General features: G+C 62.2%; 15 protein-coding genes. 12 read left to right on the forward strand and 3 right to left on the reverse strand.

All coding sequences use genetic code 11. The features are described 5' to 3' along the window. Positions 1-336 carry a hypothetical protein gene (locus TX78_RS09770; RefSeq protein ID WP_044495941.1) on the forward strand — a complete coding sequence of 112 codons (336 nt, stop codon included), beginning with the start codon at positions 1-3 and terminating at the stop codon, positions 334-336. Between the two features lie 63 nt (positions 337-399). Next, complete coding sequence (locus tag TX78_RS09775; RefSeq protein ID WP_044495942.1) at positions 400-1,422, forward strand: LLM class flavin-dependent oxidoreductase; 1,023 nt, start codon at positions 400-402, stop codon at positions 1,420-1,422. Between the two features lie 111 nt (positions 1,423-1,533). Here TX78_RS09775 and TX78_RS13520 read toward each other — a convergent pair whose 3' ends face one another. Beyond that, on the reverse strand, positions 1,534-3,297 hold the full coding sequence (locus tag TX78_RS13520) for an ABC transporter permease (protein ID WP_101750642.1): 1,764 nt from the start codon (positions 3,295-3,297) through the stop codon (positions 1,534-1,536). A gap of 114 nt (positions 3,298-3,411) precedes the next feature. Continuing rightward, complete coding sequence (locus TX78_RS09785) at positions 3,412-4,407, reverse strand: ABC transporter ATP-binding protein (protein WP_044496010.1); 996 nt, start codon at positions 4,405-4,407, stop codon at positions 3,412-3,414. 139 nt (positions 4,408-4,546) lie between these two features. Here TX78_RS09785 and TX78_RS09790 point away from each other — a divergent pair, with 139 nt between their 5' ends. From TX78_RS09790 to TX78_RS09805, 4 genes are all read left to right on the forward strand, one after another. Beyond that, positions 4,547-5,278 (forward strand): ABC transporter ATP-binding protein, encoded by a 732-nt coding sequence (locus tag TX78_RS09790; protein ID WP_044495943.1) that lies wholly within the window; start codon positions 4,547-4,549, stop codon positions 5,276-5,278. Next, the gene (locus TX78_RS09795) at positions 5,275-6,582 is read left to right on the forward strand and encodes an ABC transporter permease (RefSeq protein ID WP_044495944.1); all 1,308 of its coding nucleotides are present in this window, start codon (positions 5,275-5,277) and stop codon (positions 6,580-6,582) included. Before TX78_RS09790 ends, TX78_RS09795 begins: the two co-directional genes overlap by 4 nt. Before the next feature lie 103 nt (positions 6,583-6,685). Continuing rightward, positions 6,686-7,345 carry a hypothetical protein gene (locus TX78_RS09800; RefSeq protein ID WP_049897780.1) on the forward strand — a complete coding sequence of 220 codons (660 nt, stop codon included), beginning with the start codon at positions 6,686-6,688 and terminating at the stop codon, positions 7,343-7,345. Between the two features lie 269 nt (positions 7,346-7,614). Next, on the forward strand, positions 7,615-9,063 hold the full coding sequence (locus TX78_RS09805) for an MFS transporter (protein WP_044495946.1): 1,449 nt from the start codon (positions 7,615-7,617) through the stop codon (positions 9,061-9,063). 98 nt (positions 9,064-9,161) lie between these two features. On the opposite strand, the gene TX78_RS09810 is transcribed toward TX78_RS09805, so the two are convergent. Then, on the reverse strand, positions 9,162-9,500 hold the full coding sequence (locus TX78_RS09810) for a hypothetical protein (protein WP_049897783.1): 339 nt from the start codon (positions 9,498-9,500) through the stop codon (positions 9,162-9,164). 273 nt (positions 9,501-9,773) lie between these two features. Here TX78_RS09810 and TX78_RS09815 point away from each other — a divergent pair, with 273 nt between their 5' ends. The 6 genes from TX78_RS09815 to TX78_RS09840 all read left to right on the forward strand — a co-directional run bounded on the left by TX78_RS09815 (position 9,774) and on the right by TX78_RS09840 (position 15,986). Continuing rightward, entirely contained in the window at positions 9,774-10,328 is a 555-nt protein-coding gene (locus TX78_RS09815; protein WP_044495947.1) for a hypothetical protein, read from the forward strand. A 104-nt stretch (positions 10,329-10,432) separates the two neighbouring features. Next, positions 10,433-11,314, forward strand: a complete 882-nt coding sequence (locus tag TX78_RS09820) for an exodeoxyribonuclease III (RefSeq protein ID WP_407635388.1) — start codon at positions 10,433-10,435, stop codon at positions 11,312-11,314. A gap of 69 nt (positions 11,315-11,383) precedes the next feature. Further along, positions 11,384-12,493, forward strand: a complete 1,110-nt coding sequence (gene menC, locus TX78_RS09825; protein WP_044495948.1) for an o-succinylbenzoate synthase — start codon at positions 11,384-11,386, stop codon at positions 12,491-12,493. 126 nt (positions 12,494-12,619) lie between these two features. Further along, the gene (trpS, locus tag TX78_RS09830) at positions 12,620-13,627 is read left to right on the forward strand and encodes a tryptophan--tRNA ligase (RefSeq protein ID WP_267878924.1); all 1,008 of its coding nucleotides are present in this window, start codon (positions 12,620-12,622) and stop codon (positions 13,625-13,627) included. A gap of 4 nt (positions 13,628-13,631) precedes the next feature. Next, a complete protein-coding gene (locus TX78_RS09835; RefSeq protein ID WP_044495950.1) occupies positions 13,632-14,744 on the forward strand; it encodes a YihY/virulence factor BrkB family protein in 1,113 nt (370 codons plus the stop codon). A gap of 273 nt (positions 14,745-15,017) precedes the next feature. Continuing rightward, a complete protein-coding gene (locus TX78_RS09840; protein ID WP_044495951.1) occupies positions 15,018-15,986 on the forward strand; it encodes an ICP22 family protein in 969 nt (322 codons plus the stop codon). Positions 15,987-16,041 lie beyond the last annotated feature (55 nt).

Below are 16,041 nucleotides of genomic sequence, written 5' to 3' on the forward strand. Positions count from 1 at the left end.
ATGACCGGTGATCAGCAGATCATTTCGGTGACCCCGCTGAACCGGAAGTTCACCGTGCTGCTGGTGGTGGTAGCGGTGCTGGCGCTGGTCCCCAGCGTGGTGTTGCTGGTGATCGATTTCGAGCCGACCATGCTGATCACCATTGCGGTGGTAGCGCTGGTAATGCTGTGGGTCCTGACTCTGAAGACTGAGCTGAGTGTGTCTGAGCGCGGCATCCGGGGTCGGGCTCTGCTGGCGATGACCGGCGAGGTCCCTTGGTCGGAGGTCGTCGACGTCGTCGTCGGTGAGGAGACGGGCCTGCTGAGCGGTGCTCTGGCTGAGGAGCGATCCGGCTGAGAGTTGTCCGGTAGACGGTGAGCTGCCGGGAATGTCTGGCAGGCGAGCATGGTTCTTTCAAATATGAAAAACATCGGGTTCCTTTCCTTCGGGCACTGGACGCCGTCGCCGCATTCGAAGACTCAGACGGCGTCGGACACGCTCCTGCAGTCCATTGACCTCGCAGTCGCTGCCGAGGAAGTAGGGGTCGACGGAGCCTACTTCCGGGTGCACCACTTCGCCCGCCAACTGGCCAGCCCCTTCCCGTTGCTGGCAGCAGTGGGCGCACGCACCTCACGCATTGAGATCGGCACCGGTGTCATCGACATGCGGTACGAGAACCCGATGTACTTCGCCGAGGACGCTGGGGCCGCTGACCTGATCTCCGGTGGGCGACTGCAGCTGGGCATCTCTCGCGGTTCACCAGAACAGGTCATCGAGGGCTGGCGGTACTTCGGCTACTCACCTGCTGAGGGTGAGACGGACGCGGATATGGCGCGCCGGCACACCGAAGTGATGCTTCAGGTGCTTCAGGGCCAGGGCTTCGCTGAGCCGAACCCGCGGCCGATGTTCCCCAACCCGCCGGGCCTGCTGCGCCTGGAACCGCACTCTGAGGGTCTGCGCCAGCGGATCTGGTGGGGTGCAGGGTCTAATGCCACCGCTGAGTGGGCTGCCCAACGGGGCATGAATCTGATGAGCTCCACGCTGAAGGACGATGAGACCGGCGAGGCCTTCCATATTCAGCAGGCTAAGCAGATCCGCGCCTTCCGCGAGGAGTGGGCCCGCCATGACCACGGCTTCGAGCCCCGGGTTTCGGTCTCCCGGTCCATCATCCCGATCGTCACTGATGAGGACCGCGCCTACTTCTTGGGTCAGCGGGATGCGCAGGATCAGATCGGCATGATCGATGAGAAGACGCGGGCGATCTTCGGGCGCAGCTACACCGCTGAGCCTGATGCGCTGGTGGAGGAGCTGGCCAAGGATGAAGCCATTGCCGAAGCCGACACCCTGCTGATCACGGTGCCGAATCAACTGGGTGTGGACTACAACGCGCAGCTGATGAGCAACTTCGTGGAACATGTGGCCAAGCCACTGGGCTGGAAGTAAGCTCCCGCGCCATCGGTGAAGCTACCTCCGGCTCAAATACGGTAAAGAAACTGCCGGAACTCACCCCATTAGGGGAGGAGTTCCGGCAGTTTCTTTACCTAAGTTCGGGGCTCAGCGCAGGAACAGTTTCTTCATCCGGTAAGCCGCCACTGTCATGCCCACCGCCACCATCACCAGGTAGTAGCTGATGTGCACCAGCGTCATGGTGCCGAAGTCCCAGAAGGCGATGTCGCGCATCAGCTCCACGCCGTGCCACAGTGGGAACGCCTGGATGATCCACTGAACGCCCTGCGGGTACACCTCAATGGGAAACAGCGTGGCCGAGAACAGGAACATCGGCATCAGGATCATCATCATCCAGTCCATCTGCTGGAACCGTTTCATGAACGATGTGACAGCCATACCCACCGACGCGAATCCCAGGGCGATGAACAGCGCGGTGAACCACATCAGCAGCGCTGAGAGCGGGTCAACCAGCCCGGTGGCCAGCAGCACACCCAGGAAGCCCAACCCATAGATTCCACCGCGGAACAGCGCCAAGAAGATCTCGCCCACGGCAACGTCCAAGGGGCCCAGTGAGGTGGACATCATGGTCTGGTAGAGCTTGGTGATCTTCAGCTTGAAGAACACATTCCAGGTGGAGTCAAAGATCGCACCGTTCATGGCGGAGACCGCCAACAGCGCGGGTGCAATGAACGCGGCATAGCTGACGGTGCCGCCGTCGGCAGCCTCGACCCCCGAGATCATCGGGGAGATGCCCAGCCCGAAGCTGGTGAGGAACAGCACTGGCTCCAAGAAGCCGGAGATGAAAATGACGCCGCGGTTATTGCGGATAGCCGATAGGCCACGTTGGAAGACTGCGCGGATATTGCCCGAGTACATGCTGGCCAGCAGGCCACTGCGCACCCGCACCGGGGGCACTCCTTCAGCGCGGCGATACGCACCGGCGGCAGTCTCCTTGGCGTCCACGCGGGCTTGCCGTTTGGCGTCCGCTTTGGCACCGGGAGTACGCCCGCGCCACTCCTCGTATCCGAGCCGGCGGATGAAGATCCGCTGGACCAGACGCCAGGAGATCACGACGACGGCGAGCAGGTATCCGGCATGCAGGGCTGTCAGCCACAGCGGCGTTGGCTGTCCGAAGGCCAACACCCGGCCCAGCTCATTGGCATGCCAGATGGGGGAGATCCAGCCGATCACTTGCAGCGCAGCAGGCAGGTTGGTCAGCGGGTAGAAGGTGCCGGAGAACAGGAACAGCGGCATCATGATGAAGCGCTGGATGATGGCGGCATGTCCCTTCTCCTCCCGCAGCGTGGAGATATAGGCCATGATCGGAAGTCCCATGGCCAGACCACCTAAGGTGGCGGAGAAGATCTGCAGCACTGCCAGCGGCGAGGTGATCGCCCCGAAGGCATACAGCACAGCGATGAACACCACTGAATGCACCAGGAACCGGACGCAGACTGCCAGGATGTGCCCGGAGGCGATCTGCGCCGGAGTCAGCGCGGTCGCCTGGGCGCCGTAGTACTTGCGCCGCCACTTGAAGCCCTCCATCACCGGGAAGGTGAATTCAATGCCGGCGGACATCGCCACAGTAGAGGCCAGCACGGCCGGGGCGATATACATCAGGTAGCTCTGTGCACCATAGGCAGAGAAGTCTGCGCCATCGCCGATGAGCACGCCGAGGCCCAGCCCCATGGCCAGGATGTACATGATCGGCTGGAAGATGGAGCTGGCAAGGACCACGCCACCGTAGGCGCGCATGGACCGCAGCGTGGCCTCAGCCTGATACAGCGCCCCGCGCAGGCCGGTGCGGGCAGCCAGCGCGTCCTTCTGCTGGGCAGGGGAAGTAGTAAGGGACGCTTGGGTCGAGGTCATGAGGTGAAACTCCGCTTCAGGCCGTGGCCACAACCGGGGGTCTTTAGGTGTGAAGGCCCGCGCCACTGCAGCGGGCCGAGAGCGTGGCGGGGTTCCCCCGCCCGCGGGACTAACTCAGTCAATGAGGGACCGTCCCGTCAGGCGCAGGAAGACATCTTCCAAAGAGGAACGGCGGACCAACGAGGTCATGGGCTTCAGTCCAGCCGCGTGGATTCTCTCCAACGCAGTCTCAGCCTGGCCCGCGTAGACCAGCAGGCGGTCCGGCAGCACCTCGATATGGCTGAAGCCCGCGGCGTCGTCGTCGCCCAGGATCTTTTCCAGGTGCTCAGCCAGTTCGGCATTGCGGTCCATGCCGAAGCGCAGTTCCAGCACCTCGCGGGTGGAATGCTCGCGGATCAGCCCGGCCGGTGAACCCTCGGCCATGATGGTGCCGTGGTCCACCACCACCAGGCGGTCGCACAGCTGCTCGGCCTCATCCATATGATGGGTGGTCAGCACCAGCGTGGTGCCGGATTCTTTGAGCCGGAACAGCCGGTCCCACAGCACATGGCGGGCCTGCGGGTCCAGTCCGGTGGTGGGTTCATCCAGCAGCAGGATCTCAGGTTCATTGACCAGGGCCCGGGCAATGGTCAGCCGGCGCTTCATGCCGCCTGAGAGGTCCTCCACCCGAGCTGAGGCCTTGTGGCTGAGCTGAGCGAAGTCCAGCAGCTCATCGGCCTTGGCCAGCAGGTATCGGCGCGGCAGCCCGAAGTACCGGCCGTACATGATGATGTTCTCCCGGACCGTGAGCTCTTCATCCAGGTTGTCCTGCTGCGGGATCACGCCCAGCCGAGCCCGCACCCGCGGGCCCTCCACCTCAGGATCGAGGCCAGCGACGTTCATCTGCCCAGAGGTGCGGGCGGCCACAGCGGCGATCATGCGCATAGTGGTGGACTTCCCGGCGCCGTTGGGGCCGAGCAAGCCGAAGGCCTCGCCGCGAGTGACGCTGAAGGTGATGCCGTCAACGGCGGTGAAATCGCCGTAGCGCTTGGTCAGGTCCACGGCTTCAATGGCGGGTGAAAGCGATGAGTCAGCGGACGCACGTGTGGCGGGGGCAGCAGCGGTGGGCATGAGACTTAGCTTACACATGGCCATGGACACGTCATCGGTCATTTTCTCTGACCGAATTCACCCCTAAGGAGGACGACGGCGAGGGAGTAGTCCTGAAGAATGACTTCAGTACACACTCCCACCTTTCAGAGAGGGAAACATGTCTGCACCTGTTCTCGAAACAGAGAACCTGGTCAAGGTCTATGGGCGGGGCGAATCACGCTTCGACGCCCTCAAAGGCCTGACCTTTGAGATCCACCAGGGCGAATCAGTGGCGATCGTGGGCAAGTCCGGCTCGGGCAAGTCCACGTTGATGCACCTGCTTGCCCTGCTTGATGCACCTACCGCGGGCGTCGTCGCCCTTGAGGGCCAGCCGGTGAACAAGCTGAAGCCCAAGCAGGTCTCCAAGCTGCGCAACGAGATCTTCGGCTTTGTCTTCCAGCAGTTCTTCCTCAACCCAAACCAGACGGTGCTGGAGAATGTGACCCTCCCGCTGAAGATTGCTGGTGTGGGCACTGCTGAGCGCAACCGCCGCGGTATGGCTGCCCTGGAGCAGCTGGAGATGGCGGATAAGGCCAAGAACAAGGCCACTAATCTCTCCGGCGGCCAGAAGCAGCGCGTGTGCATCGCCCGGGCCCTGATCAACAACCCCTCGGTGCTGTTTGCCGATGAGCCCACCGGCAACCTGGACACCAATACCGGTGAGATCGTGGAGGATATTCTCTTCGGGCTGCATCGTGACCACGGCATCACCCTGGTAGTAGTGACCCATGACGAAGACCTGGCCGCTAAGTGCCAGCGACGCCTGATCATGCAGGACGGCCTGATCGTGCGCGAAGAGACCGGCTCGAGCCTGCCCGCTGAGGCTAGCCACCAGGAGGACGCCCAGTGAAGTCATTTGATGTAGCACGCACAGCATTCGGCAACACCATGCGCTCGAAGATGCGCACGACGCTTACGGTGATCGCGATTGTCATCGGTGCCTTCACCCTCACGGTGACCTCCGGTCTGGCAGCCGGTGTGAACCAGACCATTGATGACATGGTGGCCGGCTATGGCGAAGAAGATGAGTTGTTCATCATGCCCGCCGCCGCGATGGGCATGGGTGAGAACACCGGCCCAGGACCACAAGAGTACGACCCTGAGGAAGCTCACCAGGAGTCCGAATTCGGCCAGGCGATGCTCTCCGATGAAGACATTGAGACCATCGAAGGCATTGAAGGAGTCACCAACGTTGACCCCATCTTCTTTGTGAGTGCAGATTATCTGGAGGCTCAGGGAAATCAGTACAAACTCAACAATCTTGACTTCCCTGCCAATGGTCCAGCAATGGAGCTTGTAGCTGGTGAACTCCCGTCCCGGGAGAACATGGAAATCACGATTCCGGACACCTGGCTGACGATCTTCGATGAGGACGCCGACGACTACGAGGAGATCGACCCGGAGATCGCCCTGGGCGAGACCGTGGAGATCGGCATTTCCAATATGGTCCTAGAGCAGGACACCTTTGATGCTGAGATCGTAGGTGTATCGACCCAGAACCTTGCTGGCATCGGTGGAGCTCCACTGCCCTCTAATGCTCTCAACGATGCACTGTACGAATTCCAGAACTCGGGCCTGGACGTTGAGCGTCCCGATGCCTTCGTGCAGGCTGTGGCCAGCGTGGAGAATCTCGAATCCAATGAGCAGCGCGTCAAGGACGCTCTGATGGATGAAGGAATGGTCGGCATGACCCTGGAGGACATGCTGGGCATTATCCAAAGCGTCATCGACGCCATCGCCTGGGTGCTCTACGGCTTCGCACTGATCGCGCTGCTGGCAGCCAGCTTCGGCATTGTCAATACCCTGCTGATGAGCGTGCAGGAACGCACCCGAGAGATCGGCCTGATGAAGGCCCTGGGTATGTCGTCTGGAAAGGTCTTCGGACTCTTCTCGATGGAAGCAGTGGTGATCGGCATCCTCGGCTCGGTCATCGGTGTGGCATTGGGGCTCGGCGGAGGATTCCTGGCCAATGGATGGCTCACTGGATCAGGCGGACCGTTGAGCACCGTTGGCGGGTTGACCCTCTTCGCGTTGAACGTCCCTGCACTGCTGGCCATCCTCGGCGTCATTATCGTCATCGCCTTCTTGGCGGGAACCCTTCCAGCAGCCCGCGCTGCAAAGAAGGACCCGATCGAGGCCCTGCGGTACGAGTAGCCAAGCGATATCAGTGACTATTCAGGATGCGTCCAGCTTCGGTTGGAAGCGTTGAGCTGAAGGTCAGAAACACACCGGATCACAAGCAAGCTAAGGAGTAGCGATGAGCACCCCTCCCAATGACAATTCGCCCCAGTGGGGCAATCCTGGTAATCCCGGATACCCAGCTGGACCGCAGACCCCAGGCAACCCCTATTCGGGTCAGCCTGCTGGTCAGCCCGGGGGACAGCCGAGCAAATTCGGCACCGAGGCCTACAACCCCGGTGCCGGCTACGGGGCTCCGATGGAGGAACCGAATAAGTTCCGCACCCTGAAGACCCTGACTCTGGCGTCGCTGGGCGTCTACGTGCTGTCCCAGATCTTCGGTCTGATGAGCATCTTCACCCCAGAGAGCGAGCAGGTCATCCGCGACCAGTTCGCAGCGATGAACATGCCGGTGACCGACGACGACATCAACGCCGCGATGGCATTCAGCGTCGGCCTGGCTGTGGTGTTGACGGTCATTGCCGTGGGCCTCTACCTGCTGGTCTACTTCGGCCTGCGTGCTAAGAAGAACTGGGCCCGCATCACCGGCGTAGTCTTGGCCATCCTGGGCACCGTGTTCACCGTGGGCGGGCTGCTGATGGACTCCGGCGCCATGACCAGCGGGATGGGCCTGGTCAGCCTGGCGCTGACCGTCGCCTGGGTCGCCCTGAACATCTACTGGCTGGTCCTGGCATTCAACGGCCAGGTCAAGGCCTACTTGGAGCAGTTCAACCGCTGATCCTCACCGTTGAGAGAGCCCCGGTCCTCTTCGCCATGCGCGGAGGGCTCGGGGCTCTTCTCGTCGTCATCCGTTATAACGCCCGCCCATAACCACCGGCCGCAGCCGGTGCCGAGTGGTCAGTTTGTCCGCTAAGAACCGGTCCGGAAGCCCATCGTCACGGACAAAGTGACCACTCAACGCGCACGGAGACCGCAACGAAGTACGACGCCGACTGCGCCGCCGTCGTACTTCGTTGTTGCCTGCAACTAGAGGGATAGAGTGAAGCAGTGAGTCCCAACCCGCAGACAGGCCCGGCACCCTCGCAGCGGCGAGTCATGACGGCGCTGCTGCTGCCGCTCTTTGCCTCCCTGATGAGCATCTCCTCGGTGATGGTGGCCCTCCCTGCTATTGAGGAGGGTCTCAGCGCAACCTCTTCAGACCTGCAATGGGTGCTCTCCGGATATGCGCTGGCTTTCGGAATCGGTCTGGTGCCAGCCGGCCGAGCGGGAGATCTCTGGGGCAGGCGCCGAATGTTCTTAGCGGGCGTTGCAGTGTTCGGGCTGACCTCGTTGATCGCTGCATTCTCAATCAACCCGCAGATGCTCAATGTGATGCGCATCCTCATGGGCCTGGGCTCATCCATGCTGGTGCCACAGATCATCGGCATGATTCAGCGGCTCTTCACCGGTAGCGCCCGAGGCCGAGCATACGGTCTGATGAGCACGGTGATCGGGCTGGCCGTGGCGCTGGGGCCGCTGATCGCGGGGGTCCTCATCGACTTCGCGCCGGCGGATTTCGGCTGGCGGATAGTGTTCCTGGTGAATGTGCCGGTGGTGGGGATCGGGCTGCTGGCGGCCTTCCTCTGGCTGCCTGCCCCGCACGACGACGATGCGCCGGCAGCACTGCCACCGGGTTCACCGCGCGGATTGCGCCGGCTGGACCCGATCGGGGTGGTACTTCTGGCAGCCGCGATCGTGATGGTGATGCTGCCCTTCATTCAGTTCCAGAACCTGCTGGGTCTGGTGCTCGGACTGGCCGGCGTCGGGCTGTTGATGCTGTGGCTGGTCTGGGAGAAACGCCTGGGGGAGCGGGACGAGGAAGCCCCTGTGGTGAACCTGCGGCTCTTCGCACTGCCCAGCTACACCTGGAATTCTGCAGTGCTGATCCTCTACTTCGCCGGAATGCCGGCGATCTGGGCAATCGTGGCCATCTACGTCCAGCAGGGACTGGGCGAGGGGGCCTTCATTGCAGGTCTGGTCACGTTGCCCAGTGCTGTGATGGTCACGCTTCTAGCCTCGCAGGTGGGTAAGCGCGTGGAACGCAGCGGCCCTGCGATGCTGGTGGTAGGAACCGCCGCGGCGGTGGCTTCCATGCTGGCGCTGGCTGCTGCGACAGCACTGATGGGCACCGATTACGGGTCGCTATGGTGGATTGCCCTGGCGCTTGGTCTCAACGGGTTCTCACAGGCCCTGATCATTCCCAGCGCGCAGACCCTGTCCATGCAGGATGTACCGGAAAATATGGCCGGGGCTGCTGGCGGTGTCGCCCAGACCGCCCAGCGTGTGGTGACGGCCATCGGCATCGCGGCGGTCACTGCCATCTACTTCCTGGTGGCGGGAGACGGCGGGCATCAAGCCGGTATGCAGATCAGCTCACTGGTGCTGGCTGGGATTATGGTCTTCTCGGTGCTGGCCGCCATCGGCGCAGCCCGTGGAGCGAAGTCTGCGAGACGATAATGTGCAGACCGCCAACGTTTAGCGGAACAGGGCACCGGTCAGCCCAGACGGGCACCGCGCAGCACAGGCGGGTGCTGCTCAGCACTGGAGGGCACCACTCAGCGCAGGCGGGTGACCTCGCGCAGATCCTTGGCGGTCACGTACTTCGGACGGCCTGCGAAGATGCCAGCGCGAAGCTCTGATTCCTCCCACTCCTTCTCCGCTGCGGCGAACTCTTCGGAGCCACCTGTGCGGGACACGAACCAGGTCAACTGGGACTTGTCTGCATCCAGCCACATTGACTCGATGGTGAAACCCAGGGATTCTCGGGCGGGAAACACCTCGGTTGTGAGGAATTCGATGAACTCATCAGCCAGTGCTGGATCCAGCGTGTAGCGGCGCATCCAGGTGGTGCGTTCGGCGCCGTCGGCGGTGGGAGTTTCGGGAAGCACGGTCATAGTCCGCTCCTTGGGATGCCTAGCTGGATGGTCCGAGTTCATCCTATGCTCTGCTCGCGTGGACAATGTGCTGCTCTGCCCCACGTTTTAGCTCAGCGAATCGTCCACACCCGGGGGCACCTCCGCACCGGTTCCTTTCGCCCTTGGCAAACGCAGATCAGCAGTCAACCACTCAGGCTTCGGGCTGACTGCCCTACGGAACTACTCGTGCCGCCCGAGAGGTCCCAATAGCGGGATTCGCATCGATCGCGCCAACACGCGATAATTGCGCCCATGAGTTCTGCCCCCTCCCTGCCCTCCGGAGCTGCTGCTCTGCGCAACGCCGGCCGCCGCGGCACCGGCATCGTCTTCGCCGTGATGATCACCGTGCTGCTGGTCGCGCTGGTCTTCGCCGCCAACCAGAACGAGATCATCGGCTGGATCCTGGTGGTCATCGCCGGTGGTTGGCTGCTGCTGGCCACCATCATGGTGATCGCCTTTCAGCGCGGTGCTCGCAAGTTCGGCGACGCCGTTGACTCAGCTCGTGCAGACGCAGCTGCCCGTCGTACCGGAGGCGACCCGGGCGCCGTCGTCGTTGATGAGGACACCCACGCCCGCAACCTGAAGCTGGACCACTCCTTCAAGATCGTCCAGGTCCAGGCCCGGGTGATCAAGCAGGAGCTCGCCAAGGATGAGCACGCGGATAGGGAAATGGTGGACCGCGCCCTGGAGACCATGGAGATCACCTCCCACAACGGCCGGGACATGCTCGCTGATCTGGTGGGCCGGCGGAAGAAGAACCGTGACGACGACGCCGGGGGCACCGTCTCTGGCGAAATCGTCGACTGAGCGCCACCTCTGGCACACCACCTGCGGCACCACATCCGATCGCACGCCGCACACACACCCTGCTGACAAGCCCTGCTGACACACGCTGCTGACCTTTTGAGGACATGATGACTGAGACCCCCGCAGAGACCAGCCCGCACATCATCCGTGATCCCAAGGGTGAGGACTTAAGCCGGATCGCAAGCGTGAACGTCAACGGCATCCGTGCGGCCCATCGCAAGGGCATGGGCGAGTGGCTGGCCGAACGCGACATCGACATCCTGGCCCTCCAGGAGGTCCGCGCCGACGGCTCCACTCTCACCAAGCTGGTCCAGCAGATGACCGAATCCACCGGGGAGACCTGGCACATCCACGAGCACGAGGCTTCGCAGAAGGGGCGTGCCGGGGTGGCTATCGTCTCCAAGCAGGCGCCGCTGGCTACCCGTACCGGTATAGGCGAAGGCCACCCGGAGGATGATGGCCGCTGGATTGAGGCCGACTATCAGCTTGGCGACGGCACCATGCTGACTGTAGTCAGCGTCTATGTGCACTCCGGGGAGGTGGGGACCGAGCGGCAGGAACACAAGATGCGGTTCCTGCAGTACATGCTGGAGTACCTCCCGCAGCTCGCTGAGCGCACCGACCACGTCCTGGTCATGGGTGACCTCAACGTGGGTCACCGGGAGTTCGACATTAAGAACTGGAAGGGCAATGTGAAGAACTCCGGCTTCCTGCCCGAGGAGCGTGCCTTTTTCGATCAGTACTTCGGCGAAGCAGGGTACGTGGACGTGGCCCGCACGCTGGCCGGGGAAGTGGACGGCCCCTACACCTGGTGGTCCTACCGTGGGAAGGCCTTCGACAACGACACCGGCTGGCGCATCGACTACCACATGGCCACCCCGGCTCTCGCGGAACTGGCCACCAACCCCAAAGTGGACCGCGCCGCAGACTATTCGCTGCGCTGGTCCGACCACGCGCCCCTGGTCATCGACTACCGTCTTCCTTAAGGGAGGTCGCCCGGCGTCGTCGTGCGGTCTCTGACAGATGAGAGATCGCACCAGAAGAGACGAGGCCCTATGCAGCTGGAATCCGTGACAGTCCGGCGAATGACTCTGCCGATGCTCACGCCTTTCACCACGAGCTTCGGCACTCAGACCCACCGGGACCTGCTCATTGTGGAGGCCCACAGCGGCGGAGTCACCGGTTACGGGGAATGCGTGGCGCTCGCGGAGCCGCTGTACTCCGAGGAGACCACCAGCACCTGCGCCCTGGTCATCCAGGACTACATCCTGCCGCGACTCCAGGGGCTGGAGATCAGCCACCCGCGGGAGGTATCCGCAGCGCTGAGCCCGCTCAAACGCAACAATATGGCCAAAGCCGCCGTGGAGGGCGCGATCTGGGAGCTCTGGGCCAAGCGTGAGAATCAGTCCTTGGCACAGAGCTTCGGTGGCACCAAAGACGCGGTGGAGGTGGGCTTGAGCATTGGTATCAAACCCACTGATGCTGACCTGATCGACACTGTCGGTGCAGCAGTGGATGCCGGGTATAAGCGGATTAAGATCAAAATCGCCCCCGGCCGTGATCTGCAGATGATGCGCGCAGTCCGCGCCGAGTTCCCCGATGCGGTGCTCATGGCCGATGCCAACTCCGCCTACACCATGGCGGACCTGGAGTTGTTCCAGGCTCTGGACGAGCTGGACTTGCTGATGGTGGAACAGCCTCTGGCTCATGATGACATCGTCGACCACCGCCACCTGCAGGCCGCCATCCGCACCCCGGTCTGCCTGGATGAGTCCATTCACAGCGCCGAGGATGCCAGGCAAGCGATCGAGCTCGGCTCCTGCCGGATCATCAATATCAAGATCGGCAGGGTCGGAGGCATCGCCGAGTCGCTGAAGATTGAACAGCTGTGCCGTCAGCACGGTATCGATGTCTGGTGCGGCGGCATGCTGGAGACCGGCATCGGTCGAGCCCACAATGTGGCCATCGCGTCGCTGGAGGGCTTCACACTGCCCGGTGATACTGCGCCGTCTGCCCGCTACTGGGCAGAGGACATCATCGAGCCCGAAGTCACCATGGACGACGGCGTGGTGGCGGTTCCTACGGCACCGGGACTGGGTTTTTCGGTCAAGCAGCAGCTTCTTGAAGACCTCACTGTCTCCTCCTTCAGCACCGACTGGCGCTAGGGGCAGAGACTCATCATTCCCCAGCGAATTGCCGCTGCCTTTAGACTGGCTGTGCGCCCGCTCGATCCATGCGATCCGGGCGCACAGATCTGTCGTGGACGTACCAATTGACTAGTGAGGACCATCGTGACGCAGCGCATACTCTCCGGAATGCAGCCCTCTGCTGATTCCCTTCACCTGGGGAACTACCTCGGTGCGCTGGTCAACTGGGTGCGCATGCAGGAGGAGTACGACGCCTTCTTCTTCATCCCCGATATGCACGCGATCACCGTGCCCCAGCCCCCGCAGGAGCTTCGCGATCGAGTCCGGCGCACCGCCGCGCAGTACATTGCCGGCGGCATCGACCCCGAGCGCTCCACGCTCTTCGTGCAGTCCCATGTGCCTGAGCACGCTCAGCTGGGCTGGGTCATGACCTGCCTGACCGGCATGGGCGAAGCCGGGCGAATGACCCAGTTCAAGGACAAATCGGCTAAGCAGGGCGTTGACTCTGCCGGCGTCGGACTCTTCACCTATCCCATGCTCCAGGCTGCGGATATTCTGCTGTACCAGCCGCACGGGGTGCCGGTGGGGGAAGATCAGAAGCAGCACGTGGAGCTCACCCGTAACTTGGCTCAGCGCTTCAACCACCGCTACGGCGAGACCTTCCGGGTGCCTGAGCCGGTGATTCCGGAAGCCGGCGCCCGCATCTATGATCTGCAGAATCCCACCGCCAAGATGTCCAAATCCGCCGAGTCGCCCAACGGGCTGCTGAACCTGCTGGACACCGATAAGCAGATAGCTAAGAAGCTGAAGTCAGCAGTCACCGACGACGGCGCCGAGATCCGCTTTGACCGTGAGTCCAAGCCCGGCATCTCCAACCTCTTGACGATCTACTCCACCCTCACCGGCAAAGCGATCGAGGACATCGTTGCTGAGTATGAAGGCAAAATGTACGGTCACCTGAAGGTGGACCTCGCAGATATCGCGGTGGCCCAGCTGGGGCCCATCCGGGACCGTGCGCTCCAGCTGCTGGATGATCCCGCTGAGCTTGACGCGCTGCTGGCCAAAGGGGCGGCCAAGGCACGCGCCGTCGCTGCTGAAACTCTGGCCACCGCCTATGAGAGGATCGGCTTCCTGCCGGCCTCCGCCGCCTAGCACTATGGTCTACCCCTCCCGACTGCGACCGCGTGCTGCGGGAGGCCGTGCAGGAAATCAGCAGCGGAACACCGGCGGCATTTTGGACAGTGCCCGTGCTCGGATAGCCCGGCACGCTGAAAACCGCGAGGTCAGCGCGAAGATTAACCCGTTGGATGTGGAACGACTCAAGCAGGAGGAACTCCAAGCCCGGATGGCCTATGGCCGGGCGCGCCGGGAAGGTAAGGGCGGATTCGGTCTGGTCTTGCCGGCCCTGGGCTGGGGTCTCGCTCGGGCCAATCGCACCCGTGTGCTGCGCGCGGTCAATCTCTTCTTCTTCCACTACGGCACAGTAATGGCCGCCGGCGCAGCGTACATGATGTTCTTTTCCGTCGCTGCGATGCTCTTTGCGGGGTTCGCCATTGCAGGACTGGTCATCGGCGGCAACCAGGAGTACCAAGAGCTGATCGTCCGTGCGGTCAACACCGCCATCCCGGGAATCATCGGCGAAGACGGACTGGCCACCCCTAAACAGCTCTTTCAGACCCGGGGTCTGAATCTTGCCCTGCTGGTCTCGCTGGTCGTGGCAGTAGTGACCTCGCTGAGCTGGGTGCATGGACTGCGCTCGGGGATGCGCAGCATCTGGGAGCGCCCGCTGATGGCGGAGAATGTGCTGGTGGTCAAAGCCCGGGATCTGGGCATCATGCTGGTGCTGGTGATCATCGTGCTGAGCACTGCGGTCATCGGAGTTCTCACCACACTTTTCATCGAAGAGATTCTGCATCTGCTGGGCTGGGAACTTGATGGCGTAGCCTCGCGGCTGACCAGGGTCGCTTCGCTGGTGATCGCCTTCGGGCTGGATATGTTCATGGCGGTGGTCCTGATGCGCGGTGCCTCTCGGCTGAGTATCCCGGTGAGCGCCCTCTGGCAGTCGGCGCTGATTGCCGGTATTGGGGCGTCGTTGCTACGGTTGGGCTCAACTCAGCTGCTGCAGAACTATGCCGATGCCCCTCTGCTGGCAGGTTTTGCGACCGTACTGGGACTCTTCTTCTACTTCTACCTCTTCAGCCTGGTCTACCTGGTGGCCTCCGCCTGGGGTGCGATTGCCGCCGCTGATCACAGCGCCAAGGTGGGATGAACCGCTGGATCGACCACGTGTCCGGCACTGCCGCGGGAAACTAGCTAAATAAAGCGGAAAAATATCCTGGCAAATCTCTGGAATGTACTTTCTCGATCCCGGCCGGGCGAATTCTTGTGCATAGGCTGGCATATAGACCACGCCTTCCAGCCAGGCGCCGGCACTTAAGGACAGCATCGCCGAATTTGAACTCCAGACGGTCATGTTCGAGCAGCTGAACTTCTACAACCACACAGATCGCCATCGCTCATCGATGGAGAAGAGGAGACCGCAGTGAGCAGCATCAGCAGAAACGGACTGATCAATTCGGACAACGTGAGACTGGCGCTTGGTCTGGGACTGGTCGGGGCACTGGCCCTGACTGCCTGCGGCGGGGACGACACCCAGGGAACCGAAGAGCCCGGCGAGGTTCAGGGAGAGACCGGTGAGGCCGCTGATCCGGGGACCCAGGGCACAAGTGAGGAAACCCAGGAGTCTGTCTCCCCGGAAGCTCCCTTGCTGTCTGAGATCCAGGATCAGGTGACCCAGACACTGCATGAGGCAGAATCGGTGACTATCACTGCCAGTGGCAGCGTTCCTGGTCTCGCATATGAGGGCTCCGATAGCGACACTGAGGATCCTGACCTGGAGGAAGCCGAGGATGCCGAGGACCTCGATGACGAGGCGGAGGAACAGCTGGAGAACGCCGAGGACCTGCAGATGGTCTATCGCGGCGCGGGAGACGGATCATTGGCCATGGCTGAGGTGTCTGCCGAGGGCGTGCAGATGTCGGTGATGACCGTGGACAACGCGGCCTACTTCTCCGGAGACTCGCTGTTGAGCATCTTCGAATCGCAGTTACCGCAGGATCAGCTTGAGCAGTTCGACCTCGAGGCGCTGCGCGAGGATCTTGACGGGCGCTGGATCGATACCGGTCAGGAGGATGACCTGGGAAGTCTGGCTGATGTCCTGGATGAGATCGATGAGGATGAGTGGACGGATGAATTCTCAGAGGAAGGCACCGTCGAAGAGCGAGATGGTCAGACCGTATGGGTCTACAGCGGAGATGACAGCTCTGAGCTGGTGATCGTGGCTGATGAGGAGAGCCCGTACCTGCATTCCATGACACAGGGCACTGACGGCGATGACCTCAGCATCATCTTCAGCGACTGGGACAGCACCGAGCTTCCTGAGGAGCCCGCTGAGGAAGACATCATCAGCGAAGAAGAGTTCCAGCAGCTGATGATGCAGCGCCTGCAGTAGACAGCGGCACCGCATAGTGATGGCCCCGGTCCAAACGGAGCGGGGCCAGTCACTA

Source organism: Nesterenkonia massiliensis, assembly GCF_000455245.1.
Classification (GTDB): domain Bacteria; phylum Actinomycetota; class Actinomycetes; order Actinomycetales; family Micrococcaceae; genus Nesterenkonia; species Nesterenkonia rhizosphaerae.

What these genes read in the sequence shown, in the direction of transcription:
- TX78_RS09770 (WP_044495941.1), top strand. Translation starts at nt 1, where the DNA reads ATGACCGGTGATCAGCAGATCATTTCGGTGACCCCGCTGAACCGGAAG.
- TX78_RS09775 (WP_044495942.1), top strand. Translation starts at nt 400, where the DNA reads ATGAAAAACATCGGGTTCCTTTCCTTCGGGCACTGGACGCCGTCGCCG.
- TX78_RS13520 (WP_101750642.1), bottom strand. Translation starts at nt 3,297, where the DNA reads ATGACCTCGACCCAAGCGTCCCTTACTACTTCCCCTGCCCAGCAGAAG.
- TX78_RS09785 (WP_044496010.1), bottom strand. Translation starts at nt 4,407, where the DNA reads ATGCCCACCGCTGCTGCCCCCGCCACACGTGCGTCCGCTGACTCATCG.
- TX78_RS09790 (WP_044495943.1), top strand. Translation starts at nt 4,547, where the DNA reads ATGTCTGCACCTGTTCTCGAAACAGAGAACCTGGTCAAGGTCTATGGG.
- TX78_RS09800 (WP_049897780.1), top strand. Translation starts at nt 6,686, where the DNA reads ATGAGCACCCCTCCCAATGACAATTCGCCCCAGTGGGGCAATCCTGGT.
- TX78_RS09810 (WP_049897783.1), bottom strand. Translation starts at nt 9,500, where the DNA reads ATGACCGTGCTTCCCGAAACTCCCACCGCCGACGGCGCCGAACGCACC.
- TX78_RS09815 (WP_044495947.1), top strand. Translation starts at nt 9,774, where the DNA reads ATGAGTTCTGCCCCCTCCCTGCCCTCCGGAGCTGCTGCTCTGCGCAAC.
- TX78_RS09820 (WP_407635388.1), top strand. Translation starts at nt 10,433, where the DNA reads ATGATGACTGAGACCCCCGCAGAGACCAGCCCGCACATCATCCGTGAT.
- menC (WP_044495948.1), top strand. Translation starts at nt 11,384, where the DNA reads ATGCAGCTGGAATCCGTGACAGTCCGGCGAATGACTCTGCCGATGCTC.
- TX78_RS09835 (WP_044495950.1), top strand. Translation starts at nt 13,632, where the DNA reads ATGGTCTACCCCTCCCGACTGCGACCGCGTGCTGCGGGAGGCCGTGCA.